Raw genomic sequence first — 12,033 nt, 5'->3', positions numbered from 1 at the left:
GGATCGCCCCCAGCAAAGGCGGGCCTCCCACAGGCCGACGGCGGGGCGCTATCCGCCGGCCAGCCGCCTCAATGCGACATCAGCACCGGCGCCGTCATGGCGCCGAACACCGAGCGGCTGGCGCCGCCCAACAGCCGCTCGCGGGTGCGGCTGCGGCCGTAGCAGCCCATCACGATCAGGTCCGCGCCCAGGTCCGCGGCGCGCGACAGCAGCAGCTCGCCCACCTGGCCCTCGTCGCCGCCTTCGGAGTGGAACTGCGCCTCCACGCCGTGGTGCTGCAGCAGCGGGCGCAGCTCCGTCGGGTCGCCGCCCCAGGACAGCACGTGCACCTGCGCCCCGGGCTGCAGCAGCGCCAGCGACGCGGACACGGCCCGCGCCGACTCGCGCGACGCCTTCCACGCCACCACCACGCGCCGGCCCACGTCCTGGAAGCGCCCCGCGAAAGGCACCACCAGCGCCGGGCGGCCGCTGTCTATGACCACCTGCTCCGGGAAATCCTTGGCCACGCCGGCGTCGTCCGCGGCGTCCGGGTCCTGCTGGCCGACGATCACCAGGTCGTGCAGCAGCGCCTGCCTGGAAAACGCTTCTGCCCCGGGCGCCGTGGCGTGCAGCTCGGACCAGTTCAAGCGCGGCGGGCCGGAGGCGGCGGCCTCCTCGAACCAGGCGCGCGCCTGGGCGCGGCGGCGCTCGTCGCGCTGCACGTCTTCCATGGTCAGCCCGCCGCCGCCCAAGGGCAGCGGCATGAGGGACGAGGCGCTGGGCGCAGCGGCATAGAGCGCCAGCAGCCCGGCGTCCAGGCGCTGCGCGAGGCGGCAGGCCAGGGCCAGGCGGTCGCGGCTTTGCGGCGCGGCGTCCAGGTGCAGCAGGATGGAGGCGATGGATTTCATGGCATGGGCTCCCGAGGGGTGAAGTGGCCGCGGCGCCTGCACTGCGCGCCGCAGCGCGCAAGCCTGCGGGCAAGGGGAGCCAAGGGACAGGCTTGAAAGCCCGTATTGCGCTGGCCGGCGCCAGCCGTTCGTTTCGGGAAATGCGGGGTCAGGCGTCCTGCCCGGCTCGCACCTGGTTGCGCCCCCCGTGCTTGGCCTCGTACAGCGCCTTGTCGGCGGCGGCCAGCAGCGGGGTCTGCACGTCGCCATGCCGCGGATAGGCGGCCACGCCCAGGGACAGCGTCACCCGGCGCGGCAGCGGCGAATCGCCCTCGTCGTACAGCGCCTCGACGCAGCGGCGCAGCCGCTCGGCGCACTGCATCGCCTCCTCCAGGTGGGTCTGCGGCAGCAGCACCACGAACTCCTCGCCGCCCCAGCGGCACACCGTGTCCACGCCGCGCACCTGCGAAGCCAGCGTGTGGGCCACCAGGCGCAGCACCGCGTCGCCCGCCTCGTGGCCGAAGTTGTCGTTGATGTGCTTGAAGTGGTCGATGTCGCCCAGCAGCACGCAAAAGTCGTCGCCGTGCCGCCGGGCGCGCAGCGCTTCGGCAGCCAGCAGCGCCTGCAGCTTGCGCCGGTTGACCAGGCCGGTGAGCGCGTCGTGCTCGGCCAGGGCGAGCAGCTCGTCGTTGGCGCGCTCCAGGTCGCCGGCAATGGCGCGGACGAAGTGCTGGAAGCGCGAGAGGATGCGCGAGTGGCTGCTCTCGCACAGGGCCGCGGCCGGCGCGCCCGCCATGGGCGCCTGCGGCACACCGCTCTGGCCCGCGCCTTCGCGCAGCGCCACCACCAGCAGCGTGGACGTCATCATGGGACTGCTGCTGCCCAGGTCGCAGAACTCGCCGTAAGTAAAAAAGCCGGCCGTGGGCGCCATGGCCTCGTAGGGGCGCAGCTCCAGCTCCACGTCCTTCTGCATCACGAAGTAGCGGCAGATGCACGAGTAGAAAAGGATGGCCTGGGGCGCGAAGGCCCGCACCTCGGCCTGCGTGCCGCGGGCGCGCGCCAGGATGCCGTCCACGTTGGCGTAGCCGAAGCGCAGCTCCTCGCCCTCGCGCACGTCGCCTATGAACTCGATGGCGCCGTCCGGCAGCGCCTTGTGCGGCACGCGCGCCAGCAGCTCGCCCTCGCGCTCGACCAGGAAGGGGAACTCCATGGCGTTGTGGAACAGCCTGTCGTTGCCCTCTATGCCCAGGTAGTGGCGGTAGACCTCCATGGCGGGCTGGTCGTCGATGGTGTGCATGACGCAGCCGGCCGCGCGCGTGGCGCGCATGCGCTTGCCCATGGGTTCCCAGCCCAGGTAGGTCTGGCGCATCACTTCCAGCGCGTGGCCGTACAGGCCCACGGCAATGCAGCCCGCCTCCAGCGTACGCGTGCCGCACAGCACGACGGTGCGGCCCTGCTCCAGGCCGTCGCCGGCGCCCGCGCCAAACAGCGGCAGGCCCGGCAGGCGGCCGTGCAGCGCCCGCAGCAGCGCACCGGCCTCCACGGTGCCGGAGGTGGACAGCAGCAGCACGCCCTTGAGCGGCGCGTCGCCCGCGCGGGCGATGCCCTCGGCGATGCGCCCGGCCAGCGCCGCCTCGCTGCCCGGCGTGGCGGCGTAGGCCTCGGCGCGCAGCTCAGCCGCATCGAACAGCAGCAGCGACAGCACGTTGCTGGCCGAGCGCGCGCGGCCCCCGCAGATCTCGCCGCAGGTGCTGGCGCCCACCACGACCACGCGCCCCTCCAGCGCGGCCACGCGCGCGGCCGCGGCCTGCGCCAGGGAGCCGCCGCTGCTGGAAACGAACACCTGCGCCAGCACGCTGCGCGAGCGCGCGACCTTGCCGCGCAGCGCGGGGGAGGACAGCAGCTCGTTCAAATCGTCCAGCGTGTCGAAGAAGCTTGCGATCTGCTCCATGGGCGAAGTCTTGTCTCCTGGGTCCTGGTGTCGTACCGGCATAGGCCGTACCAGGCTTGGCTGCAGCTTCGACACGCCGGGCGGCCACTGCAGTGGTGCTTACACGCAAGGGGCGCCACGAAAAAAGTTCAGGCGTGACTTCATGCACGCCGGCCGCAGCATGCCGGGGCTTTGTTACCCGGGCGGCATGGGGGTTGCCATTCAGGCTGCATCCCCACCCAGCAAGGAAACAGACATGGCAAGCATTTACAGATCCACCCTGCTGTCGTTGAGCCTGGCCGCCGCTTGCGGCGTCGCCTTGGCCCAGAACACCACGCCCACCACGCCGGACACCAGCGTCGGCGTGTCGCCCTCCACCGCCAAGGAGGCCATGGACAAGGCCGTGCCGCGCTCGGACACGGCGACCGTCACGCGCACGGGCGAATCCGCCGCCGACAAGGCTGGCCGCGCCGCTAACGCCACGGCCGATGCGGTGACGCCGGGCACGAACCGCGATACCAGCAGCGCTGCGACCGGCTCCAGCACCGGGAGCACCACGGGAGCGGGCACGGGCATGAACGGCAGCAGCACGGCGCCCGCGCGTGCGGCGCGGGCCGACCGGGGCTGAAGGGGCTCAAGCCTTCGGGGCGCCGTATCGGCGGCGCCCTGCCTGGCGCCCTCGCGGCGGGCGCCTGTGCACTTTCGTGCCCACCAGCACGCCATCCCATCGGCGCCATCGTTCAGATTTCTGAACGATGCGGCGTCTGCAAAACGCCAGCTCAGTAATGCGGCGGCAGTTCGTCGCGCAGGCTGCGCGGCGCCGCCCCTGCGGAGGGCAACTGCTCCTGCAGCGCGCGCAGCTGCTGCATGAGGTGAAGGATCTGCATCTGCTGGCGCGCCACGGTGGCGTTGAGCTCGTCGAGCAGGTCTTCAGCGAAGCTGGCCTTGATTTCCAGCGCCTCCAGGCGGCGTTCGGTGTCGTCTTGGTCCATGGACAAATAAATCATTCGGCCGGCGGCCAGGGTTGCACCTTGTCGGCCTCGGCCGCGTCGTTGCGCGCCACCACGGCGCGCGCGGGCTCGGTGGCGCTCAGGTTGAAGGCCTGGTGCGGCACGCCGGGCGGGACGTAGAGAAACTCGCCCGCCTCGCTCACCACCGAGTGCTCCAACTGCTCACCCCAGCGCGTCTCCACCCGGCCTTGCAGCACGTAGATGCCGGTCTCGTAGCCGACGTGCACGTGCGGCTGCGAGGAGGCACCGGGCGGGATGACCACCAGGTGCATCGCCAGCCCCGTGGCACCCACGGTCTGGCCGGACAGGCCGGTGAAGTACGGCAGTCGCTGCGTGGTCATGACCTCGCGGTCGGGACGCACGGCCTGCACGGCGGGTTGAACGGTGTCGGACATGGCGGCGCTCCAGCGGGACGCGGAAGCCGGCATTGTGGGCGCCCAGGGAAACGCCACCGCAGGAGGCCCGCTGGCGGACCGAATGGCGCACAGGCGTGCCCCCGTCGAAAGGGCCGGCATGCCTGCGGTTCGGCCCGCCAGCGGGCCTCCTACGAGCACATGGCAGCCGGCCTTTGTAGCCGGCCGATCAGGCGGTCAGCCCACCCACTTGCGCGCGTTGCGGAACATGCGCATCCAGGGGCTGGCGCCCTCCACGCCTGCGCCACTCCAGCTCATCTGCGCGTTGCGGAAGACGCGCTCGGGGTGCGGCATCATGGCCGTGAAGCGGCCGTCGGCCGTGGTCACCGCCGTCAGGCCGCCGGGGCTACCGTTGGGGTTGAGCGGGTACTGCTCGGTCGGCTGGCCGTGGTGGTCCACGAAGCGCATGGCGCGCACCACCGCGCCCTCGTCGCCGCGCTGCGAGAAGTCCGCGAAGCCCTCGCCGTGCGACACGGCAATGGGCGCGCGGCTGCCGGCCATGCCCTGCAGGAACACGGACGGGCTGTCCAGCACTTCCACCAGGCTCAGCCGCGCCTCGAACTGCTCGCTCTTGTTGCGCGTGAACTTGGGCCAGGCCTGCGCGCCCGGGATGATGGGCGCCAGGGCGGCCATCATCTGGCAGCCGTTGCACACGCCCAGCGCGAAGGTTTCGTTGCGGCCAAAGAAGGCGGCGAACTGCTCGGCCAGCTCCGGGTGGAACATGATCGTGCGAGCCCACCCTTCGCCAGCGCCCAAGGTGTCGCCGTAGCTGAAGCCGCCGCAGGCAATGAAGCCCTGGTACTGGTCCAGCGTGGTGCGGCCGGCCAGCAGGTCGCTCATGTGCACGTCGTAGCTCTCGAAGCCGGCGTGCGCCACGGCGTAGCTCATCTCCACCTGCGAGTTCACGCCCTGCTCGCGCAGGATGGCGACCTTGGGCTTCGCGCCCAGGTTCAGGAACGGGGCGGCGATGTCCTCGGCCGGGTCGAACGTGAGGCTCAGGTGCAGGCCGGGGTCGTCCTGCGCGCCGGCGGCGGCGTGCTCGGCGTCGGCACAGGCCGGGTTGTCGCGCTGCTGGGCGATGCGCCAGCTCACGTCGTCCCAGGCCTGGTGCAGCTCGCGCAGCGGGGCGGTGAACACGGTCTTCGTGTCGCGCCACACCTCCATCACGCCGCGGTCGTTGGGCGTGCCCACCACGTGGCTGTGGCGGCTCAGGCCGAACTCGCGCAGCACGGCGATCACGGCGTCGCGGTCGGCGCGCTTGACCTGCAGCAGCACGCCGGGCTCCTCGTTGAAGAGGGCCTTGAGCGTGAGCTCGTTGCGGCGGGCGCTGACGTGCGTGGCCCAGTTCTTGGCGTCGCCGTGGTCGGCGCGGCTGTCGGTGATGCCGTCGCCTTCGGTGACCAGCAGGTCCACGTTCAGGCTCACGCCGCGGTGGCCGGCAAAGGCCATTTCGCAGGCCGCCGCCCACAGGCCGCCGTCGCTGCGGTCGTGGTAGGCCAGCAGCTTGCCTTCGGCGCGCAGCTTGTTGACGGCGGACACCAGGGCCTTGAGCTGTTCAGGCTGGTCCAGGTCCGGCACGGCGTCGCCGAACTGGTTGAGCGTCTGCGCCAGGATGGAGCCGCCCATGCGGTTCCTGCCCTCGGACAGGTCCACCAGCAGCAGCGTGGTTTCCCCTTCCTGGAGCTGCGGCGTGAGCGTGCCGCGCACGTCGTCCAGCGTGGCGAAGGCCGAGACGATCAGGGAGACGGGGGCCACCACCTGCTTGGTCTCGCCGCCGGCATCGCTCCAGCGGGTGCGCATGGACAGGCTGTCCTTGCCCACGGGCACGCCGATGCCCAGCGCCGGGCAGATGTCCATGCCCACGGCTTTCACCGTGTCGTAGAGCGCGGCGTCCTCGCCGGGCTCGCCGCAGGCGGCCATCCAGTTGCAGCTCAGCTTCACCCGTGACAGCTCGATGGGCGCCGCGAGCAGGTTGAGCACCGCTTCGGCCACGGCCATGCGGCCGGACGCCGGCGCGTCGACCGAAGCCAGCGGCGTGCGCTCGCCCATGCTCATGGCCTCGCCGCGCAGGCCGGCGTAGTCGGCCAGGGTCACGGCGCAGTCGGCCACGGGCACCTGCCAGGGGCCGACCATCTGGTCGCGGTGCGACAGGCCGCCCACGGTGCGGTCGCCGATGGTGATGAGGAAGCGCTTGGAGGCCACCGTCGGGTGGCGCAGCACGTCGAAGGCAGCCTGGTCCAGCGTGGCGTCCGAGAGGTCCAGCGGCGCGGCCTGGCGCGGCACGCGCTTGACGTCGCGCTGCATCTTGGGCGGCTTGCCCAGCAGCACGTCCATGGGCATGGCGATGGCGCGCTCGCCCGCGGGGCCGTCCTCCAGGATCAGCTCGCGGTCGTCGGTGGCCACCCCCACGACGGCGAACGGGCAGCGCTCGCGCTCGCACATCTGCTCGAAGGTGGAGAGCAGCGCCGGGTTCAGGGCCAGGACGTAGCGCTCCTGGCTTTCGTTGCACCAGATTTCCTTGGGCGCCAGGCCGGACTCCTCCAGCGGCACCTTGCGCAGGTCGAAGGTCGCGCCCTTGCCGGCGCCGTCCACCAGCTCGGGGAAGGCGTTGGAGATGCCGCCCGCGCCCACGTCGTGGATGGCCAGGATGGGGTTGCCTTCGCCCAATGACCAGCAATGGTTGATGACTTCCTGGGCGCGGCGCTCGATTTCCGGGTTGCCGCGCTGCACGGAATCGAAGTCCAGCGACGCGGTGTTGGTGCCCGCGGCCATGGAGCTGGCGGCGCCGCCGCCCATGCCGATGCGCATGCCCGGGCCGCCCAGCTGCACCAGCAGCGTGCCGGCGCCGAACGGCAGCTTGTGCGTCTGGCCGTCGCTGATGGTGCCCAGGCCGCCGGCGATCATGATGGGCTTGTGGTAGCCGCGGCGCACGCCGTCCACGGTCTGCTCGTAGACGCGGAAGTAGCCGGCCAGGTTGGGGCGGCCGAACTCGTTGTTGAACGCGGCGCCGCCCAGCGGCCCCTCGGTCATGATCTGCAGCGGGCTGGCGATGTGCTCGGGCTTGCCCACCGGGTTCTGCTCCCAGGGCTCGTTGGTGCCGGGCAGGTTCAGGTTGGAAACGCTGAAGCCGGCCAGGCCCGCCTTGGGGCGGGAGCCGCGGCCGGTGGCGCCTTCGTCACGGATCTCGCCGCCCGCGCCCGTGGAGGCGCCGGGGAAGGGAGAGATGGCCGTGGGGTGGTTGTGCGTTTCCACCTTCATCAGCACGTGGGCCGTTTCCTGGCGGGCCTCGTAGCGCGGGGCGTCGGTGAAGCCCGCGGGCAGCCAGCGCTCCACCGGGCCGCCTTCCATCACGGCGGCGTTGTCGCTGTAGGCGACGATGCTGTGCTGCGGGTTGAGCTTCTCGGTGTTGCGGATCATCCCGAACATCGACAGCGGCTGCGGCTCGCCGTCGATGATGAATTCCGCGTTGAAGATCTTGTGGCGGCAGTGCTCGGAGTTGGCCTGCGCGAACATCATCAGCTCGACGTCGCTGGGGTTGCGCTGCAAGCCGGTGAAGGCCTTGACCAGGTAGTCGATCTCGTCCTCGGACAGCGCCAGGCCGAACTCGCCGTTGGCCTGCTCCAGCGCGGCGCGGCCGCGGCCCAGCACGTCCACGTGCGCCAGCGGCTCGGCGGCGCGCTCGTCGAAGAGGTGCGCGGCGGCCTCGCGCTCGAAGGCCACGCTCTCGGTCATGCGGTCGTGCAGCAGCAGCGCGGCTTCCTGCAGCTCGCGCGCCTCCAGCGGCTTCACGCCGCCCAGCAGGCCGCTCTTGAGCGTGAGGCGGTACTCGGTGACGCGCTCCACGCGGTGCAGCGAGAGGCCGCAGTTGTGCGCGATGTCGGTGGCCTTGGAGGCCCAGGGCGACACCGTGCCCAGGCGCGGCATGACCACCACCAGGGCGCCGGCGGCCTCGCCCGCGTAGGCGCTGCCGTAGTCCAGCAGCGCGGCCAGCTTGGCGTGGGCGTCGCCGGACAGCGGCGCGTCCGACCAGGCCCAGTGCACGAAGCGTGCGCTCACGCCGGTGATGCGGGGGCTGACGGCTTGCAGCCGCTGCAGCAGCGCTTGGGCGCGGAAGGACGACAGGGCATTGCCGCCCTCGAAGGAAAACAGGTGTTTGCTGGTCACGCTGGGGAGCTCGCGTCGTTAGGGGGCCCAAGGCCGCCAGGGCTGCACCTGAGCGCAACAGGGCGTCAGGTACGTGCAAACCCGTGATTTTAGAGGGGGGTGAGATAATCCCCCGCCATGACGATCTCCATCAAGAGCGCGGCCGACATCGAAGGCATGCGCATCGCAGGCCGTTTGGCGTCCGAAGTGCTGGACATGCTCACGCCGCACGTGCGCCCGGGCATCACCACCGGCGAGCTCGACAAGCTGGCCCACGACCACATCGTGCACGAGCAGCAGGCCATCCCCGCGCCGCTGAACTACCAGCCCAGCGGCTACCCGCCCTACCCCAAGTCGGTCTGCACCTCCATCAACGAGCAGGTCTGCCACGGCGTGCCCGGCGAGCGGGTGCTCAAGACCGGCGACATCGTGAACATCGACGTCACCGTCATCAAGGACGGCTGGCACGGCGACACCAGCCGCATGTTCATCGTGGGCGACGGCACCATCGCCGCGCGGCGGCTGTGCACCATCACCTACGAGGCGATGTGGAAGGGCATTGAAAAAGTCCGTCCCGGCGCGCGCTTGGGCGACATCGGCCACGTGATCCAGGTCTTCGCCGAGGGCCAGGGCTTCAGCGTGGTGCGCGAGTTCTGCGGCCACGGCATCGGCAAGAAGTTCCACGAGGAGCCCCAGGTGCTGCACTACGGGCGCCCGGGCACGCTGGAGGAGCTGGTGCCCGGCATGGTGTTCACCATCGAGCCCATGATCAACGCCGGCCGCCGCGAGATCAAAGAGGACCGCAAGGGCGGCCGCTACGACGGCTGGACCATCGTCACCAAGGACCGCTCGCTCTCCGCCCAATGGGAGCACACGGTGCTCGTGACCGAGACGGGATACGAAATTCTCACGCTTTCCGCGGGTTCGCCGCCGCCGCCGGCCTTCGTGAAGCAGCCCGCGGCCGCGGCCTGAGTCATCCTGCAGCCCCTCCAGCTTCCGCCGCAGTCCCGCCGATGTCCGCGACCTTGAGCCCGCCGCCCAACTCCACGGCGGCGCTGCGCCAGCAATTCCGCAGCGGCAAGGCCGCGCTGATCGACGAGTTCCGCAGCGCCCGCCCAAGCGTGCCCGCCGCCACGCGGCTGCTCAGCGGGCTGGCGCGCCACGTGGACGCCACGCTTTGCGAGCTGTGGAAGCAGTGCGGGCTGCCGGACGAGGCGGCGCTGGTGGCCGTGGGCGGCTACGGCCGCGGCGAGCTGTTCCCGTACTCCGACGTGGACGTGCTGCTGCTGCTGCCCAACGGCTGCGCGCTGTGCGACGCGCCGGCCAGCGGCGCCCCGGGCTGCGCCCCGCTGCAGGAATGGCGCGAGGCGGTGGAGCGCTTCATCACCGCGTGTTGGGACATCGGCCTGGAAATCGGCTCCTCCGTGCGCACGCTGGACGAGTGCGTGGCCGAGGCCCAGCGCGACGTCACCATCCAGACCTCGCTGCTGGAGTCGCGCCTGATCTGCGGCCCAAGGAAGCTGTTCGACCAGTTCCGCAAGGACGCCGACGCCGCGGTGGACGCCAAGGCCTTCCTGCGCGCCAAGACGCTGGAGATGCGCCAGCGCCACGTCAAGTACGAGGACACGCCCTACGCCCTGGAGCCCAACTGCAAGGAAAGCCCGGGGGGCCTGCGCGACCTGCAGGTGCTGCGCTGGGTGGCGCTGGGCGCCGGGCTGGGCCGCACTTGGCGCGCCATGGCCGCCAACGGGCTGCTCACGCCCTTCGAGGCGCAGCAACTGCAGCGCAACGAGGGCACGCTGAAACTCATACGCGCGCGGCTGCACATGGTGGCCGGCCGCCGCGAGGACCGCCTGGTGTTCGACCTGCAGACCGCCGTGGCCGAGAGCTTCGGCCACCGCGGCACGCGCATGCAGCGCCCCTCCGAGCAGCTCATGCGCCGCTACTACTGGGCTGCCAAGGCCGTGGTGCAGCTCAACCAGATCGTGCTGCTCAACATGGAGGAGCAGATCCAGGGCTCGCGCGACGCGCCCATGCGGCCCATCGACGAGCGCTTCCTCTCGCGCGCGGGCATGCTGGAAGTCGCCAGCGACGACCTCTACGAGCGCGACCCGCACGCCATCCTGGAAACCTTCGCCATCTTCCAGCGCGAAGTGGGCATCAAGGGCCTGTCGGCACGCACCTGGCGCGCGCTCTACAACGCCCGCACGCTGATGAACGGCAGCTTCCGCCGCGATCTGGTCAACCGCGCCACCTTCATGCGCATCCTGCAGGCGCCCGAAGGCCAGACGCGCACCTTCCGGCTCATGAACCAGAGCTCGGTGCTGGGCCGCTACCTGTGGGTGTTCCGCCGCATCGTGGGCCAGATGCAGCACGACCTGTTCCACGTCTACACCGTGGACCAGCACATCCTCATGGTGCTGCGCAACGTGCGCCGCTTCTTCATGCCGGAGCACGCGCACGAGTACCCCTTCTGCTCGCAACTGGCGCTGCAGTTCGAGCGGCCCTGGGTGCTCTACATCGCCGCCCTCTTCCACGACGTGGCCAAGGGCCGCGGCGGCGACCACTCCACCTTGGGCGCCACCGAGGTGCGCCGCTTCTGCCGCGAGCACGGCCTGGACAAGGAGGACGCGCGGCTGTGCGAATTCCTCGTCGCCGAGCACTTGGGCATGAGCCGCGTGGCGCAGAAAGAAGACCTCTCCGACCCCGACGTCATCCACGCCTTCGCCGCCAAGGTGCGCGACGAGCGCAGCCTCACGGCGCTGTACCTGCTCACCGTGGCCGACATCCGCGGCACGGGCCCCAAGGTCTGGAACGCCTGGAAGGGCAAGCTGCTGGAGGACTTGTATCGCCTCACGCTGCGCGCCCTGGGCGGCGCCAAGCCCTGCCAGGAGGCCGAGATCGAGGCCCGCAAGGCCGAGGCCCGCTCGCTGCTGGCACTGGCCTCGCAACTGCCCGGCACCGAGGGCCCGCTGTGGAAGACGCTGGAGGTCAGCTACTTCGCCCGCCACGACGCCGCCGAGATCGCCTGGCACGCACGCGCCCTCTGGCGCCACGTCGCCAGCCCCGAGCCCGTGGTCCGTGCCCGCCCCTCGCCCGTAGGCGAAGGCCTGCAGGTGCTGGTCTATGCGCCGGACAAGCCGGACCTCTTCGCCCGGCTGTGCGGCTACTTCGACAGCGCGGGCTTCAACATCCAGGACGCCAAGGTCCACACCACGCGCAGCGGCTACGCGCTGGACACCTTCCAGGTCGTCCACCCGCGCCTGGACGAGCCCGGCTCGGCCAGCTACCGCGACCTGACCTCGCTGGTGGAAACGCAGCTCACCGCCGCGCTGCGCGCCAGCGGCCCGCTGCCCGACCCCAGCCGTGGCCGGGTGTCGCGCCGGGTGAAATCCTTCCCGGTGGTGCCGCGCGTGTCGCTGCGCCCGGACGAGCGCGCGCAGCGCTGGCTGCTGAGCGTGAGCACCAGCGACCGCTCCGGGCTGCTCTACGCCATCGCGCGCGTGCTGGCGGCCCACCACATCAACCTGCAGCTCGCCAAGATCAGCACCCTGGGCGAGCGCGTGGAAGACACCTTCCTCGTGGACGGCCACGAGCTGCAGCACGCGCGCAAGCAGCTGCAGATCGAAAGCGAGCTGCTCGACGCCGCGGCGCCGCTGCCCACCTGAGTT

At 71.1% G+C, this 12,033-nt stretch carries 8 protein-coding genes; 3 read left to right on the top strand and 5 right to left on the bottom strand.

Annotated elements, in window-relative coordinates:
- Nucleotides 1-68 precede the first annotated feature (68 nt).
- On the bottom strand, nt 69-887 hold the full coding sequence (locus tag SM757_RS22390) for a universal stress protein (RefSeq protein ID WP_322467109.1): 819 nt from the start codon (nt 885-887) through the stop codon (nt 69-71).
- A gap of 148 nt (nt 888-1,035) precedes the next feature.
- Nucleotides 1,036-2,817 carry a sensor domain-containing diguanylate cyclase gene (locus SM757_RS22385; protein ID WP_322467108.1) on the bottom strand — a complete coding sequence of 594 codons (1,782 nt, stop codon included), beginning with the start codon at nt 2,815-2,817 and terminating at the stop codon, nt 1,036-1,038.
- A 235-nt stretch (nt 2,818-3,052) separates the two neighbouring features.
- Here SM757_RS22385 and SM757_RS22380 point away from each other — a divergent pair, with 235 nt between their 5' ends.
- Entirely contained in the window at nt 3,053-3,424 is a 372-nt protein-coding gene (locus SM757_RS22380; RefSeq protein ID WP_157118808.1) for a hypothetical protein, read from the top strand.
- Nucleotides 3,425-3,575: 151 nt separating this feature from the next.
- Here SM757_RS22380 and SM757_RS22375 read toward each other — a convergent pair whose 3' ends face one another.
- The 3 genes from SM757_RS22375 to purL form a co-directional block, all read right to left on the bottom strand.
- Nucleotides 3,576-3,788 carry a SlyX family protein gene (locus SM757_RS22375; RefSeq protein ID WP_066334291.1) on the bottom strand — a complete coding sequence of 71 codons (213 nt, stop codon included), beginning with the start codon at nt 3,786-3,788 and terminating at the stop codon, nt 3,576-3,578.
- 11 nt (nt 3,789-3,799) lie between these two features.
- Nucleotides 3,800-4,201, bottom strand: coding sequence for a cupin domain-containing protein (locus SM757_RS22370; protein ID WP_066334293.1), 402 nt, complete (start codon nt 4,199-4,201; stop codon nt 3,800-3,802).
- Between the two features lie 195 nt (nt 4,202-4,396).
- Nucleotides 4,397-8,383 carry a phosphoribosylformylglycinamidine synthase gene (gene purL / locus SM757_RS22365; protein WP_322467107.1) on the bottom strand — a complete coding sequence of 1,329 codons (3,987 nt, stop codon included), beginning with the start codon at nt 8,381-8,383 and terminating at the stop codon, nt 4,397-4,399.
- A 117-nt stretch (nt 8,384-8,500) separates the two neighbouring features.
- Between purL and map the strand changes: the two genes are divergently transcribed.
- Together map and SM757_RS22355 are read left to right on the top strand one after the other, a co-directional pair.
- Nucleotides 8,501-9,334 carry a type I methionyl aminopeptidase gene (gene map, locus SM757_RS22360; RefSeq protein WP_066334299.1) on the top strand — a complete coding sequence of 278 codons (834 nt, stop codon included), beginning with the start codon at nt 8,501-8,503 and terminating at the stop codon, nt 9,332-9,334.
- 41 nt (nt 9,335-9,375) lie between these two features.
- Nucleotides 9,376-12,030 carry a [protein-PII] uridylyltransferase gene (locus SM757_RS22355; RefSeq protein WP_322467106.1) on the top strand — a complete coding sequence of 885 codons (2,655 nt, stop codon included), beginning with the start codon at nt 9,376-9,378 and terminating at the stop codon, nt 12,028-12,030.
- The last annotated feature ends 3 nt before the right edge of the window (nt 12,031-12,033 follow it).

The sequence above is a fragment of the Azohydromonas lata genome (assembly GCF_034427735.1).
GTDB lineage: Bacteria > Pseudomonadota > Gammaproteobacteria > Burkholderiales > Burkholderiaceae_C > Azohydromonas > Azohydromonas lata.
Note: the sequence above shows the minus strand (reverse complement) of the source record. Positions and strands in the feature narration are given on the sequence as shown.